Raw genomic sequence first — 13,775 nt, forward strand, 5'->3', positions numbered from 1 at the left:
GCCATCGCCGCCACGGTTACGACAATCAGCCGCTTTGGAATGCCCGCCAATTTGCGTACTCGCCGCTGCTTGGCGCCAGTCCGTTTGCGCCATTGGGCAGATCGATTGTCGTAGCGAGAGCTGTCCAACGTCCGCCGCCCCTACTCGCACCCGACGCCGTCGTGATCGCGGTCCAGCTTGTTGGGATCACCGTTGGTGATCTTCACCGGGCCAACCACGACAGCGTTGTTTCCCTTGTCGCCTGCGCAATCCAAATCACCGCCGCCCGCCCGTGACGATTGAGTCGGTGCTGCCGACACCCCTCGATACCTATTGACGACTGCGGCAGCGCGCACGCCGTCGCCCTCGATATGCGTGTTCTGACTGTTCGGATTGAACGGGTCGACTGTTTGGAGGAGCAGATTTGCATGGCTCGCGTCGCCGGCCGTGAGTGTCACCGTATCGTAATGGTTCAAGTAGTCCGCGGCGCAGCCCGAGAAGAGCACTGCGCGTAACACGCACGAAAATTCGCGCACGCCCATGAATGAATTTCCCCAACCCAGGCAAGATCATGCGCTATTTGGCTTTTGTTGTCGAATCCAGAGAGGTTCGCCCTTCCGTGCAGGCACCATTGCCGTCATTGCCGCGTCGTCTGCAGTTGATATATCAGAAAAGCCGGCTTCGGGGAGGATTACATGCGTGGCGCGCTCGTCTTTGGTTCCGTTCTTTCGTTGATCCTGTCATCGGCGCCTGCACTGGCCTGGTGGGACGGCGGGCACATGCAGGTCGCCGCCGTGGCCTACTCTAAACTGACGCCGCGGGCGAAGGCCAAGGTCGATGCACTGATCAAGCTGAACCCCGACTATCCGGGTTGGATCGCCGGCGTGCCCGATGACAAGAAAGCGCAATACGCCTTTGTTCATGCGGCCGTTTGGGCGGATGACATCAAAGACTCTGCCCACGGCTACACCAAGGACGACGACACGCCGACGGCGCAGAACATCGGCTACGCAGACAAAAACATGCACCGCTACTGGCATTTCAAGGACATCAGATTTTCGACCGACGGGACGCAATTCTCGGATGCCGATCCGATCAATGCCGTTTCGCAGATGAAGCTGTTCATCGCGGCGCTGCCGGCGACGTCGGCCGCGACCGATGACATTCGCTCCTACGACATGGTTTGGCTGCTGCATCTCATCGGCGACATTCACCAGCCGTTGCACGCGACGGAGCGAATTTCTGCGATCAACACAGATGGCGACCGTGGCGGCAATGAAGTCAACGTGACGCCGGCGACCGGCGAAACGATCGACCTTCACGCCTATTGGGATAGAATGTTCGGGTTACGTCTCCGTGCCCGGTGCGATCTTCGATGCTAATGACAAGGCCGGCATCTCGAAGCTCCAGGCCGACAGCGCAAAAGCCAAGCTGCTGGACCCGGACGCTTGGACCCAAGAGAGCTTCGTGCTCGGCAAGAACTTTGCGTATGCGGAGCCTGTGATGAGCGAAAACACCGTGGCCGTGCTAACCCGCACATATGAGACCGATGCGCGAAACGTTGCCAGAAGCCAGGCAGCGCTGGCGGCAGCAAGGCTCGCCAACGTTCTCAACGACGCATTCAAATAACGGACAAGAGACGGGCGAACTAAGAACAGGCGAGGGTGACGGTTTCGACGGTCACCCGCAGAACGGCAGGGCCATCGAATCGTGAAACTGCATAGGCCCCGACCTTATTTCAGCAGCAGACTACCCTGTCACCAAGCACACCTCTACCGAGGTAAGCGGGAGAAAAATTTCACGATCACTTTGCCAGCTTGCTCATCTGGCCTTCTTTGGCACATGATGCCGAGCCGGTGCCAATTCAACTGCGGGTGGCTTTAACGCCCGACGTCACGCCCTTGAAGGGAGACGATGAAGTCACGTTGTCGAGCATGGCGCACATCTTGTTCGGACCGTCAAAATTGAAGCCTAGACATCTCTGATCGGCAGCGCAGGCCAATACGCAGTCGGCATAGCCGCTCCGAACATTCGCGTAGGCGCCCCCGACCACTACTGTGTCCTTGGCGAAAACGAGGCTCGAGTACTGGAGATTCGCCTTGATTGCTCCCTTCGCCGCCATCACTGCGTCAGGACTCCTAACCAGAATCGACCCATTATCTTTCATGAAACAGGCGGCGTGTTTCTTATCGTAAGTGAGTGCTAAGCAGCGGCGATCTGCTTCGCATTGGGCTTGGCACTGTTCAAGCGAGATATTCCAGGCCGGCATACCCGGCAAATCGTTTCCCATAGCGTCCCATCCGTCCTGCTGCACAGACAGTTCTTCGGCCGCGGTAGCTGCTTCTTTCCGCTCATGGTCCATGTCGAAATCGCTTGGCGCGAAACTGGCCTTGTCGAGCCAAAGGCAACGGCTGGCGAGTTCTCGCGCTGAATTGTCGTCAAGGCCCACCGATGACAGTGTCTCGCTCGACGACACCGGTGCCAACGGCACCGACGTAGGTGAGGGTCTGTTGACAAGGCTTACCTGAACCTCGACGCCGGTGTTTGCCAGCCTCCGCGTGTAGCACCAGGCGGTGTTCCAAGTTGGAGCTTTCTCACTGTCAAAATGATGACCGGACTCGAGTTGCCAAGTGCTGCCGGCGTAGGTCACTTGGCGATAGGCGAACTTTACGAAATCGAACGTATCTGGATTGGCTGGGTCTGCGGGCGGCGGCGTCGGCTGCTCGATTGGGGGCGACTTCGGCTTGTCGGTCTTTCCCTCCTGGGCGATCGTCTCGCCACCCGGAATTCTGTCTTCTGATTTCTTCGTCTCTCTTGGCTCGTTTTCGTTCGGGTTTGACGGAATGTTTTGGGTGATCGGCGGTTCCGGTTGGGTCACCGTTGGGTCACGATCAAAGACCAGCCATACACCCACGCCGATCCCAATTGCGGCCATTGCGACGGCAGCGCCGCTAGCCATTCGCCGAAATGCATTGGCGCGAGCGATCTTGTCGTGCGCAGCTGCTTCTGCTTGCAGGGTTGGAATGGCCGACCGTTTGATCTGCAGATCGATAGCCTGCTCGAGCAGCTTGGTGTTATGTCGTACGAGCACGTCTGCTACCCCGCTTAGCCCCAGTCGCCGGCTCGTTAAAATCTGATCGCAGTTCACCTTCGAGGGCTTTCTCCATCTCCCTTTGGTCGTATTGCCCTTTTGCAGAAACCTTCACCAAATCGATTACTTCCGGGGGCAGTTCCCGGTCCAATGCCCGGCGCAACGCCTCCGGGTCGTCAGTAAGGATAGGCACATAGAGTATCTCTTTGACGACCTTCTCGACTTCAACAGGAACCTCGACGCGCTTTTCTACTTCTCTGTCGACAGGCACCTGCACCCGTACCTTCCGGACACGGCGCCACCGCCAGCGCAACAGCATCCGGCGCAACAATCGCGAGAGTTTGCTGTCACGCTGAACTTCGGGCTGCGCGCCGATGCGTTGCAGGGCCAGCGCGACCATCGCCGTGATTGGCCCCGCTAACGCGGCGATGAATGCAAGCGAGGCGAACCAGATCGTCGATACCGTGCCGGCCTGTGCGTCCGAAACGTCTTCCGGCTTCAGCCCATACCAGCGAGCTGCCAACCTACGGATCTGATCGTTGCGAGCAACTGGGAGGCGCTCTGTTTCCAGGCGGCTGAGTTCCGTAGCGATCGCCTCTTGCCGCTGCTGGTTCTTGGCGAGTGTCTCCGACTTTCGAGTTGCGCCTTCCTGAGCGGCCGCTAGCGCAGTACGTGCCTCGTCAAGCTTACGATCCCAATCGGCCGCGGTGCCGTCATAGAGCTTCTCCAGATCGTTTCGCCTACCCTCAAGGCGTTGTTTGTCTTGGAGGGTCATCGGAGGACTATCTTTTCGCAGCCTCTCATATTCCGCGCGGGCCGTGGCGACTGCGGGCTCCAATTCGGCCAACTTCGGCGCGAATTCGGCCTCCTTTTTGAGCCGCGGATTGGCTAACTTGTTCAGCCCTTCTTCGTTGCGCTGCACTGACGCAAGATCGCCTTTTTCGCGCGCGCTCTTTATGCGATCAACGTAGCTATCCCGCTGTCGCTCGAACTGCTCCACGGCGTCCTTGATCTCTCGATCGCGCCGTTCCACCAGCGCGCTTAGCGCTGCTTGTTTCTCCTCGAGAAGCTCTTTGGCTCGCGCAGCCGCAGGTGAGAGGGTGGTTGCTGCCTGCAGCTCTTCGTCAACCTCAGTTATCCGGGCACGCAACTTATCGCGCTCGGTGTCAGCCAATCCACTGAGCTGCTCCAGATCGCTCCGGGCCTTTGCCTCGTCGTCACTGTTTCGCAAACTTTCGGCTGCCGCCTTGAGATTCTCGAGCTCTTGCTGGAGTGTTTTGGTTTGGTTGGCGAAGTTGGCGTACTGCACCTCGCGCATTGTGCTGGCACGCTCCAATCCGAGTAGAACTGTCTCAAAAGTGATACCGGCCAAAACGAGCAGAAAAGCCAGGACAACAGGCTTCCAAATCCACGAGGCGCCGAACAGAAGCGTGGCGATTGGGATTTTCGTCAGCTCAGCAATCGCGATCATAAAGAAGGGGGCACTCGCAAGCACAAGGTCCATTGAGTCCGCCGCCTCATTGGCAACGAAGCCGCGGTAGCTCAGAGCAACGCCGGTGGTTAGGCCGATGATCGCCGCAACGATTTCAAGTGCCCACGCACCGCGATACGTCCACTGGCCATAGCTCGCCAGCTTTTGGCTCATTGCCGTGTGCATATGTGATCCCCACCCTTTTCCAAGCCCATCTTGACATGCGGCGCCGGCGTTTGCAGCAGAATTTAACGCTTGATACAGCGTTACTTGGAACAGGGTGAATAATCGGATGGACGCTGATGTTGAATAGGTATCGAACTGTGATTGGGTCCTACGCCAAGAAGGTGCGGACAGAGCAATCCGCAGATTTGACACTAAGGAGGAGGCCACCAAAGGTGGTGTGCTGGAATCTGCGGTTGGGAAAGGTGGCGGCTCCGTCCGGATCAAGAAACCTTGGCACAGTTCAAGAGGAGCGAACGTTCCCAGGAAGTGCTGACCCCACGGAGTCACCCGGCTAATATGCGTCGGGTGCTACCGTTTGCCATAATAGCTATCTTCACGCGAGTTGGATATCGGCAAATGACCATTTGCACGACGCTCTGCTAGATCGTGAGATGGAGGCGCTTCGGGATAGTTACCTGTTCTCACCGCCTTCGCGGCAATGCTCGTCGCGTGTTTCAAGGTCCTCGCGTCAAACCTGAACACGCCGCGCGGGTGTGCGAGGTGATGGATCGGCGCAGCAGTGTTTGGAACGTCCGCAATCGCGTCGCAGCCGTAATCGCTGCATTGGGGGAGGAGTTGGTGGGGCTCGATGCGAATAGGGACACCATGGCGATCTAGGATCCCACGCCTGACGACCGCAGGACCGGTTGATAGACACCTGCGGCGCCGGCGCATGGTCGCCGGCAACCTCTTTTGACATCGGCGGCGTCACTGCGCTTAGTTTTGCCCAAGAAAGTTGCCGACGGCACCTCCACTTGGCGAGCTAGAATTACCGAACGGCGATTATTTGCTGCCTATATGTTATTCCTGTGGAAACTCTTATCGCGGCATTTCTTCTCAGAAGCCGCCATGCTCCGCTTGAAAAAACGGGAACGCGGGGGGTGCCATGAGGGTTTTTGTTCGGGGATCGTTAGGGTTCTGCTTCGCCTTTTCGGGTTGTGCCAGCGTTCCGAATTTGCCAACCGATGTCGGTCTGCTTCGGATCTCTGACATTGTCGACAACATCCGGTGTGACCTAAAAGACGGCCGCGACGGCAGGCCCAAAGCCAATCCCCCGGTCAAGCCGGCCACATTCCTGACCGATAAAGGCAAATGGGCCGCGGCGGTCGAACTGTCGCTGAACGTGGTGGCGACAGGCGGCGGCGACGGCAGCGCCGGAAATGAAGTGCCGTATATCCCCCAGACAGGCACGTTTGCGCTGGCGACGAACGCGACCGGCACCGCTGACCGGATGGTCGGCTACAAGTTTACCATCGGCCTCAGTCAGAAAGACGATATCGCGTGCGACACGGACACCGTGAACGGCAGGCGCGCCCATGGGTCACGGCTTGTCGGGAACCTGAAGATCGCGGACTGGCTTGCCCAAGTCCAGGATTCCTACGCGGATACCAAAACCCCGCCCGATTCCGTGTCCTATACCATGGGATTTACGCTCGACCAGGGCGCCTCAGCGAGCGTCAAGATTGTGACCATACCTTTCAACACCGGGCAAGCCAGCCTTGGCATGGGCTGGAAGACCACCTGGAAAGATGTCAACAAGATCAGCATTGTGTTCGCGCCAAAGGCAGAGGAAACGCCGAAAGCCGCGCCGGCGCCCCAACGCGCGAACCCGCTGCCGAAAGGCCAACCGATAAAAAAAGTTCCGCCGCCGCCGCCGGTCGATCCGGGCGCAAAGGACAAACTGCTCAACGACCTGAACCTGCTCATCCTTCAGCAAAGCCTGAACAAGTAACAGGGACGCCTCGCGCGGCAGCTTCGGCCTTGCTGGGAACGGTGTGGGGGCGGCGCGGCCGATATGCCCGCCGGGCCTGCACCGCCGACATCTGCGGCGCGCAGCGGCTCACCCGTGCGTTGCGGATGGGTCCACCTTGCTTGGCGCGCCATAAAAATTGGGGACCGAAGAGAAAATTATGACAACAAAAGCCGAGCATCTGTTGGTTCACCATATCCGCGAGACACTTAGGGAAGCATGGGCCGCGTCGAGGGAGATGATCCATCAGATCGAGAACCAGGCCTACAAATCAATGAAAGAACTGGAACAGACGGATGCTGCCTACGATTTGGCCGGGGTTATGTTCGTCTACTATGTCGAGAAAGCGTTCCGGGAGATCGGAATGCTGGCCGAGCGTCTGCAGTTGCCCCAGACCAAGGCGGACCTGGTCGAACGCCGCAAGGGCCTTAAAATGATGACCGGCTCGGGCCTCATCGAGATGCTCGAAGATTTCTACTCGCCGGTTCTCGGTGAGCTGAACGCCACGTTCGAGGCCATGGCGGTCATGGTAGACGGGAGCGCCACGACCGGCATGTCGATGCTGGAATCGATTCTCAAAAACACGGCAGGGATCATTGACGATCAGGGCTTGGATCCTACGAAGGAAGGGGAAATAGACGACGCAATCGCGAAGATCGTGAGATACGTATTCCCGGACTTTGTGAACAAGCCGCAGATTGATAAGGCCGTCATCAATTACAAGCCTGATTTCGGGGTGAAATCCCTCGGTGCCCTGGTGGAATACAAGTTTGCCGTCGACGCGAAGGGCGTGAAGGTCGCTTTGGAGGGAATCTCTGCCGACATGATCCATTACGCGGGCGATCCCAATTGGGGAAAATTTTACGCCGTAATCTACACGACGCGACCAATTCTCCATGCGGAGCGGATCGAGGCTCACTTCACGTTCTCAACCAAAGATGCGGATCGGTGGTCGATTATCTTCGTCAACGGCCCGGGTGGGCCGAGGACCAAGCTCAAGGACAAGGAAAAGGCCAAGGTGCTTCAGACTGCGAAGAAGCGCGATGTAACGAAGTTACCGAGTGCGGCTTTGCGCAAGGCTCCCGCCACCCGACAAAGGGTAGCGACTAGTCATCGCCCGAGGCGTCAGCCTCAGCTTTCAGCAAGCTAAAGTGGGGAGCATGAGCAGCAATCGCAAAGCCAAAAAGCCATCTTTCGACAACGATCAGAAAAAGGAACTGAAACAACACGCGATCGGCCTCATGCGCGGGCTCCTGCAGGGGGCAATTCGGGTTGGCGATCCGAAGCCATTTGACTTTGGCGAACTGGGCGGAACTTTTTTTGAAGGGTTCACGGCTCGCTTTACTCCCTGTTTGTTGAGGCCAACTTCAAGTGCGTCATTCTTGACGTGGCAAGGTGAGAATTGGGAAAGGAACGGCAAATGGCCCTGTCGTGCAGATCTATACAGCCAATCTTCAACGTGATCCCGAGCAGCGATAGTCAGGGATGCAGTTCGGGCGTCCTGTTCGAGTTGTGCTGGATCGGTGATGGACCACCATTCTCCACGATTGCAGAGTGTCACTCGAGATGTTTCCCGTCGTCCTGGAGCCACATGCGGAGGACGAGCGCGCGGGATAGACGGTCAGATACGGCTCGCAAGGAGCATCAGGTACGAGAGGCGGCTTGTCCGGTCGGATCGGCTCCCTCTTCGGGAATATCGTCGAATGACGAGTAGTTCAGATTGTAGAGTTTGGAATAGAGCCCGCCCATAGTCATCAGTTTGTCGTGGTTGCCGGACTCGATAACCTGGCCGTTCTGAAGCACGATGATACGATCGGCACCTCGGATCGTGGCGAGACGGTGAGCGATGACAAGCGCAGTCCGGCCTTCAAGGAGCTTTCTGAGAGCCTTCTGGATCAGCATTTCCGTGTAACTGTCGATGCTGGCGGTGGCCTCGTCAAGAACAAGGATTTTGGCGTCGGCGACGAGGGCGCGGGCGAAACTGACAAGCTGGCGCTGGCCGAGAGAAAGATTGCCGCCGCGCTCGCCGAGTTGAGTTTCATACCCGTCGGGAAGGCTCATGATGAAATCATGGGCTCCGACCACCTTGGCGGCCCCGATCACTTTGTCCCGTGTGGCTTCCGTCTTGTGGTAGCGGATGTTCTCGAAGATCGTCCCGGTGAACAGAAACGGCTCCTGCAGCACCATGGCGATCTGGTTGCCGAGCGATTCCTGTGTGAGATCGCGCACATCATGCCCGCCGACCATCACTTGGCCTTGCTGAGCATCATAGAAGCGGTGGACGAGGGCCATCGCGCTGGATTTGCCAGAGCCGGTCGGCCCGACTAAGGCGACCGTCTCGCCGGGATTAACCCGGAAGGAGACGTTTTTCAGCACCGGATGGTTGGACTCGTAGCCGAACGTGACGTTCCTGAACTCGACCGGGCAGTCAATTTCCGCCGAAAGGACCCTCGCATCCCGTTTGTCCTGGACTTCGACCTTGACGTCGAGCACATCGGTCAGGCGCTTGCCGGAGGCCATTGCGCGCTGCATGACCGAATACTGGAGGGTAAGGGAGCGAATTGGATCGAAGAAGCGTTGAATATAGAATATGTAGGCCACCAATACCCCTACACCAATACGGCCATTCATAATCATGGAGCCCCCGACGACGATGACGACGGCCATAGCGAGACCGGTGAGACTATCGACGATCGGGACCATGACCTGTGCATACCTGGCAGCGGTCAGGTGGGTCCTGAGGTCGGCATGTGCCTTATCGTCATACAATAGGAAGTTTACGCACTGGCGGTCCATGGACTGGACGGTGCGTACGCCCTGAATCGCTTCGGCCAATGCGCCGTTGACGACTGAATTGGTCTCTTGCGCAGCCATGAAGGCCTCGCGAGCACGCGGCAGCCACACGATACGAATAATCAACAGGGCCGGCAAGACCGAGAGCGTCAGAAGGCCGAGGCTGAAGTTGACCGACAGCATTACAAAAATGATGCCAAAGAGAAGCGCAATGTCGCCTACGGAGTAGATCGAGTTTTCGAGAAATTCGTGAATAGAGTTGACATCGCCCTGAAGGCGAGACATCAGGCGTCCTACTTCGGTCTTGTCCATGAACGAGAGCGATACGTTCTGCAGATGGGCAAACATGGCCCGGCGGATGTCGAAAAGGACGCTCTCAGCCATTTTCCCTACCACGGTTTCCTGCGTGTACGCCGCGCCGAAATTAACCAGAATGGCAAGCGCAAACGCGACGGCAGCCTCAACCAGGGCGGAGGCATCAGCGCCTGCCGGAGTTATGGCGTGGTCGATGGCGTAGCGGATGATCAGCGGGATGAGAAGCTGCGTGCCAGTGAAAATCAGCAATGCGGCAAGCGAGACGAGCGCCATGGCTCGGTAGGGGTGAACGAAGGCCCATATGCGGCGAATGATGTTCTTGTCAAAAGCGCGGCCAAAGATCTCCTCCTCGATGCGATGGGACCCGACGACCGCGCGCGGAGGACGTCTACCGCTATCATTCGGTTCGATTTCGAGTTGGTTGGCGTGCCGCTTGGCCATCAGGGCGCGCCTCCAAAAGTGGTCGCAATGTCATCTCCAGGGCGCAACTGAAGATCATAAAGCGCCTTATAGCGTCCTCGCCTGGCCAAAAGCTCTTGATGGGTGCCGCGTTCCACGATCTCGCCCTTGTCGACAAACAGGATCCGGTCGGCGTGCTTGAGGGAACTCAGCCGGTGCGCGATGATGATCGTCACCCTATCTTTGGCGAAATGCTCTATCGCCGCTCGGATGCGCTGCTCTGTGGCGGCGTCGATCGCGGCCGTTGAGTCGTCGAAAACGACGATTGATGGGCGCAACATCATCGTGCGAGCTATGGTGAGACGCTGACGCTGGCCACCAGAAAGAGATCCACCACGTTCGCCGACGACCGTCTTGTAGCTCGCGGGCAAGCCAAGGATGTAATTGTGCAACTGGGCGGATTCGCTAGCGCGTTCAATCCGCTGTTCCTTCGCCCAGGGGTCGCCATAAGCGATGTTGTTCTCGATCGTGGTGGTGAACAGATATGCATCCTGCTGTACGATGGCGACCGCCTTGCGAAGCGTAGCCAAGGTCACCCCGCGGATGTCCTGCCCGTCAAGCATGATGGTGCCGCCAGTGACGTCATAAAAGCGAGGAATTAAGTGAGCGATTGTCGATTTTCCCGAACCCGGCGGACCCACGATCGCGATCGTCTCGCCCCTATGGGCGCTAAACGTGATGTTCCTCAGAAGAACGCGGTTTCCGGCGCCGGGATATGCAAACGAGACATTGTCGAAGCGCAGGGTACCTTCGCTTATCTCGAGCGGTCTTGCACCGGAAGCATCCCTGATCGTGACGTCCTGGTCGAGCAGACCGAAGACGCGCGAACCGCAAGTGGAAGCGCGGGCGAAGCCATTCACCATCAGCCCGATCTGGCGGACGGGCATTTGCAGTATGGTCATGAACGTCAGGAACATCGTGAGCGTCCCAACGCTGATCTGGCCGGCGATGACCTTGTTGCAACCGCTCCAGAGGACCAACCCCATGGCGAAAAAGAAGGCCAGGGTCATTGCCGACGTATTGGTCACGTAGACGTTAACCTGCTCGTGGGCGAGTTTGAGCGCATTCTTCGAGGCGCGGTCGAACTTTACCATTTCATAGGCTTGTGCCGAAAACGCCCGGACAACACGGATGCCCGCGAGATTTTCCTCCATCACGCGGCCTAAGACGGAAAGCCGCTCCTGCAGGTCCAGCCAGATGGCGCGTAGCTTAAGCTGTGTGACCGACGACCGCCAAGCCACGAAAGGCATGAAGCTCAGCGCGACGAGACCGAGCACCGGGTCGGTAGAAATCATCATGCAAGCGCCGATCCCGATCAGCATGATGAGCATAAGCAACCGAACCAGAGCGGTGGAAAAATACATCCGCACGCCGTCGAGATCTAGAATGGCGAGGGTGATCAGGTCGGCTGAATGGACCCGGTCGTGAAAGGAAAAGCTCAGGCGCTGGACCTTCTCATAACAAGCCAGTCGCAATTCGTACGCGGCGTGGTGCCCGACGGCTTCGGCAAAATAGTTTTGCGCCATCGTGAAGAGGCCGCGCAGCAAACTCGCTGCGAGCAGCAGGAGAGCCAGGGTCCAGAGCGATTGTTCTGCAGCCTTCCCCTTGAGATCACTCCCAATTGCCACCTGGGTCTGGTCGACAGCCCAGCCGAGAAGCCAGGGAATTAGCAACTGCAGGATCACGGCTATAATCGTCGAACCGATAGCAAGTGCGACCTGCCACGGGTGCCTCAAATTGATCCGCGTAATGCGCAGTAGTATGTTCAAGCCCCGGCCCCACCCGGCCGCTTTCACATGTGCGGACAATTTGGGAGGAGTCGTGCCAACAGCATCACTGCCCACAGAATATCCTCGACTGAATTTTGTGCCTTCGGAAGCGAGCCGGTCGACTCACACCGAAGACTTCCTCCAAGGTGATCCTGGCCACCATCGGCTCAAGACGCTGGTCCGGCGAGTTGCGCAAGGGCTTCGCTCGCTGGCATGTCGATCACAGTGATTCCGCTTGCCGCAAGGAAACGGGCCTCGTTTCTGGTCAACGCTTGCCCATCCATGATCGCGTAACGGGGGCCTTCCGAGCGCTTCATGATCTGCCTGGCATAAGTGCGCAGCATCTGATCATTGAAGCGGCAGCCGATGAAGAAAAAACCCCGGTGGACGCGTCTTTCCTTGACCACGTCAGGAATGGGCGTCTGGATATCGATCTCAGTCAGGGCTTCGACATAATCGGAATCGGCAATGAGGAAATTTGCGGCCGGCCTGATACTGCCATGAGGCGCATAGAGAACCGTCTCTGCCGCTGCCCCGGCTTCGAGCTCCCTTCCGAACAAGTCGTAGGTTCTGGTCCAGATGTCGCGAACTTCGTTCGCTCGCGTGATGCCTTGTATCTCGGCGACGTCGGTTCGCCCGGCCTCAGCCAGCGCCGCCCTCATGGCGCCTTCATACCAGCTGTCGATGATGAGGGAGAGCGGGAGCTTTGCGAGCCATTTGTGCAGGAGCGTCGGCGCCGTAGGACCTGCGAATATATCTGTCATCCAGGCCTGAAGTGTGCGGCGATGCCGGCGCTGCTCGATGAATTGCGCGACTGACCACATGTTGGTGCGGATCTTCGAGGGGGCTGGCGTCCGAGTGTTGAGCGCGGCGGCGACGGCCTCCGGGGTACACGGCACTGGCGACTCCGCTGAGCTTAGCTGCAGCAGACCCGGACCGAGATATGGGATCACGTGATCCGAGACGAGCGCTTGTCTGGCCAGCTCGAGCAGCTTTCGGGCGAAACTGTCCCGCACGACGACGAGGTGGCCCGAGGTCGGGATCGTATTCATGCTCTTTTCCTCTTGACGCCTCTCATCGAGGGGCAGCATCAGTCCTCGCCGGGAAGCTTCCTTGCCTCGACGGTGATGGGCAGGCGCGTATGTGGCGGAAGATCGGGTAGGAGGAGCCGCCACCCGTTCCTGAGCGTTACGACCCCGCCCCAGAGGTCTTGGTTCTCGAACTTGATGATCGGCTCTTCGAGATCCTTTTTGGGGACATACGCCGACAATCCCGAATCGGTCCTGCGGATCATTACTTTCATCCGACCATTCCTTGTTTGGCTGTTTCTTCGGCGTTGAAGGGAAGGTCGGGTTTGTCGAGGCTCATCAATTCACGCGCTCGCATGCCTACGATCGTCCCACGGTCGATCCATTCGACCGCGTAGATGAAGAACTGCTGGAGAAACGTGCCGATGTCGCGCACATAACCCTCTTCGCCCTTGCGCACGAGATTTTCGCCGATCTGCATGCCAGGATAAGTGCCGTCATTCCTAACGTGACGAGTGGCACGGACCCGCTCTCCCGGCTGAAATTGGGGAGGTTTGCGGACTTCCACCTCCTGTTCGCGTGCGAGCCACATGGCGTTTCCTTGGTTCTCTGGGCTATTGTCATTGATGCGGCGCGCAGGCATTCCCGGGGGCAGCCACTTGTGTGCGTAACCAGTCGACTCAAGCAGGAACGCAGGTCTTCGGCACAGGACACACCGAAGCACATTGCTGCGTTTCGAAAGCTCCTTCGCATTCGGTGCACTTCTGCAGCTCGACCACGTAGCTCTCGCCTTTGAACTTGATCGCGCCCGAGGGGCATTCGAATTCGCAAGCGCCGCATTGTGTGCATTGGGATGCGATGATCTTGAAAGCCATTTTGACTCCTGATTCGAGTA

General features: G+C 58.1%; 15 protein-coding genes. 6 read left to right on the top strand and 9 right to left on the bottom strand.

Translation table 11 applies throughout. The features are described 5' to 3' along the window. Nucleotides 1-140: 140 nt before the first annotated feature. Nucleotides 141-521, bottom strand: a complete 381-nt coding sequence (locus tag A4R29_RS04535) for an excalibur calcium-binding domain-containing protein (RefSeq protein WP_027162793.1) — start codon at nucleotides 519-521, stop codon at nucleotides 141-143. A gap of 153 nt (nucleotides 522-674) precedes the next feature. Here A4R29_RS04535 and A4R29_RS35330 point away from each other — a divergent pair, with 153 nt between their 5' ends. Further along, complete coding sequence (locus A4R29_RS35330; protein WP_276327768.1) at nucleotides 675-1,361, top strand: S1/P1 nuclease; 687 nt, start codon at nucleotides 675-677, stop codon at nucleotides 1,359-1,361. Continuing rightward, a complete protein-coding gene (locus A4R29_RS35335) occupies nucleotides 1,336-1,608 on the top strand; it encodes a S1/P1 nuclease (RefSeq protein ID WP_276327769.1) in 273 nt (90 codons plus the stop codon). The genes A4R29_RS35330 and A4R29_RS35335 overlap by 26 nt, the downstream gene beginning before the upstream one ends. A gap of 235 nt (nucleotides 1,609-1,843) precedes the next feature. On the opposite strand, the gene A4R29_RS04545 is transcribed toward A4R29_RS35335, so the two are convergent. Both A4R29_RS04545 and A4R29_RS04550 read right to left on the bottom strand, forming a co-directional pair. Next, complete coding sequence (locus A4R29_RS04545; RefSeq protein ID WP_145923732.1) at nucleotides 1,844-3,070, bottom strand: PAN domain-containing protein; 1,227 nt, start codon at nucleotides 3,068-3,070, stop codon at nucleotides 1,844-1,846. Beyond that, nucleotides 3,054-4,727, bottom strand: a complete 1,674-nt coding sequence (locus A4R29_RS04550) for an ABC transporter permease (RefSeq protein ID WP_027162790.1) — start codon at nucleotides 4,725-4,727, stop codon at nucleotides 3,054-3,056. The genes A4R29_RS04545 and A4R29_RS04550 overlap by 17 nt, the downstream gene beginning before the upstream one ends. A 175-nt stretch (nucleotides 4,728-4,902) precedes the next feature. Between A4R29_RS04550 and A4R29_RS32655 the strand changes: the two genes are divergently transcribed. The 4 genes from A4R29_RS32655 to A4R29_RS35550 all read left to right on the top strand — a co-directional run bounded on the left by A4R29_RS32655 (nucleotide 4,903) and on the right by A4R29_RS35550 (nucleotide 7,979). Further along, nucleotides 4,903-5,040, top strand: a complete 138-nt coding sequence (locus tag A4R29_RS32655) for a hypothetical protein (protein WP_198032122.1) — start codon at nucleotides 4,903-4,905, stop codon at nucleotides 5,038-5,040. 612 nt (nucleotides 5,041-5,652) lie between these two features. Continuing rightward, nucleotides 5,653-6,498, top strand: a complete 846-nt coding sequence (locus A4R29_RS04555; protein ID WP_145721649.1) for a hypothetical protein — start codon at nucleotides 5,653-5,655, stop codon at nucleotides 6,496-6,498. Nucleotides 6,499-6,676: 178 nt separating this feature from the next. Then, on the top strand, nucleotides 6,677-7,666 hold the full coding sequence (locus tag A4R29_RS04560) for a hypothetical protein (protein WP_027162789.1): 990 nt from the start codon (nucleotides 6,677-6,679) through the stop codon (nucleotides 7,664-7,666). A gap of 10 nt (nucleotides 7,667-7,676) precedes the next feature. Further along, nucleotides 7,677-7,979, top strand: a complete 303-nt coding sequence (locus A4R29_RS35550) for a hypothetical protein (RefSeq protein WP_395316743.1) — start codon at nucleotides 7,677-7,679, stop codon at nucleotides 7,977-7,979. 181 nt (nucleotides 7,980-8,160) lie between these two features. On the opposite strand, the gene A4R29_RS04565 is transcribed toward A4R29_RS35550, so the two are convergent. From A4R29_RS04565 to A4R29_RS04590, 6 genes are all read right to left on the bottom strand, one after another. Further along, nucleotides 8,161-10,065, bottom strand: a complete 1,905-nt coding sequence (locus A4R29_RS04565; RefSeq protein WP_027162788.1) for an ABC transporter ATP-binding protein — start codon at nucleotides 10,063-10,065, stop codon at nucleotides 8,161-8,163. After that, on the bottom strand, nucleotides 10,065-11,927 hold the full coding sequence (locus tag A4R29_RS04570) for an ABC transporter ATP-binding protein (protein ID WP_063171287.1): 1,863 nt from the start codon (nucleotides 11,925-11,927) through the stop codon (nucleotides 10,065-10,067). The genes A4R29_RS04565 and A4R29_RS04570 overlap by 1 nt, the downstream gene beginning before the upstream one ends. A gap of 92 nt (nucleotides 11,928-12,019) precedes the next feature. Next, nucleotides 12,020-12,904: an SIR2 family NAD-dependent protein deacylase gene (locus A4R29_RS04575; protein WP_063173573.1), complete on the bottom strand. Its 885-nt coding sequence runs from the start codon at nucleotides 12,902-12,904 to the stop codon at nucleotides 12,020-12,022. Nucleotides 12,905-12,942: 38 nt separating this feature from the next. After that, nucleotides 12,943-13,155 carry a putative nitrogen fixation protein NifT gene (gene nifT, locus A4R29_RS04580; protein ID WP_027162785.1) on the bottom strand — a complete coding sequence of 71 codons (213 nt, stop codon included), beginning with the start codon at nucleotides 13,153-13,155 and terminating at the stop codon, nucleotides 12,943-12,945. After that, entirely contained in the window at nucleotides 13,152-13,472 is a 321-nt protein-coding gene (locus tag A4R29_RS04585; protein ID WP_027162784.1) for a nitrogen fixation protein NifZ, read from the bottom strand. Before A4R29_RS04585 ends, nifT begins: the two co-directional genes overlap by 4 nt. An 88-nt stretch (nucleotides 13,473-13,560) precedes the next feature. Then, nucleotides 13,561-13,755: a 4Fe-4S dicluster domain-containing protein gene (locus tag A4R29_RS04590; RefSeq protein WP_027162783.1), complete on the bottom strand. Its 195-nt coding sequence runs from the start codon at nucleotides 13,753-13,755 to the stop codon at nucleotides 13,561-13,563. Nucleotides 13,756-13,775 lie beyond the last annotated feature (20 nt).

Source organism: Mesorhizobium ciceri biovar biserrulae, from assembly GCF_001618845.1.
In the GTDB taxonomy this organism is placed as follows: Bacteria; Pseudomonadota; Alphaproteobacteria; order Rhizobiales; family Rhizobiaceae; genus Mesorhizobium; species Mesorhizobium ciceri.

Excerpts from the sequence above, each read along its gene's own strand:
- A4R29_RS04565 (WP_027162788.1), bottom strand. The coding sequence starts at position 10,065 with ATGGCCAAGCGGCACGCCAACCAACTCGAAATCGAACCGAATGATAGC.
- A4R29_RS04575 (WP_063173573.1), bottom strand. The coding sequence starts at position 12,904 with ATGAATACGATCCCGACCTCGGGCCACCTCGTCGTCGTGCGGGACAGT.
- A4R29_RS04585 (WP_027162784.1), bottom strand. The coding sequence starts at position 13,472 with ATGTGGCTCGCACGCGAACAGGAGGTGGAAGTCCGCAAACCTCCCCAA.
- A4R29_RS04590 (WP_027162783.1), bottom strand. The coding sequence starts at position 13,755 with ATGGCTTTCAAGATCATCGCATCCCAATGCACACAATGCGGCGCTTGC.
- A4R29_RS35550 (WP_395316743.1), top strand. The coding sequence starts at position 7,677 with ATGAGCAGCAATCGCAAAGCCAAAAAGCCATCTTTCGACAACGATCAG.
- nifT (WP_027162785.1), bottom strand. The coding sequence starts at position 13,155 with ATGAAAGTAATGATCCGCAGGACCGATTCGGGATTGTCGGCGTATGTC.
- A4R29_RS04560 (WP_027162789.1), top strand. The coding sequence starts at position 6,677 with ATGACAACAAAAGCCGAGCATCTGTTGGTTCACCATATCCGCGAGACA.
- A4R29_RS04535 (WP_027162793.1), bottom strand. The coding sequence starts at position 521 with ATGGGCGTGCGCGAATTTTCGTGCGTGTTACGCGCAGTGCTCTTCTCG.
- A4R29_RS04555 (WP_145721649.1), top strand. The coding sequence starts at position 5,653 with ATGAGGGTTTTTGTTCGGGGATCGTTAGGGTTCTGCTTCGCCTTTTCG.
- A4R29_RS35330 (WP_276327768.1), top strand. The coding sequence starts at position 675 with ATGCGTGGCGCGCTCGTCTTTGGTTCCGTTCTTTCGTTGATCCTGTCA.
- A4R29_RS04550 (WP_027162790.1), bottom strand. The coding sequence starts at position 4,727 with ATGCACACGGCAATGAGCCAAAAGCTGGCGAGCTATGGCCAGTGGACG.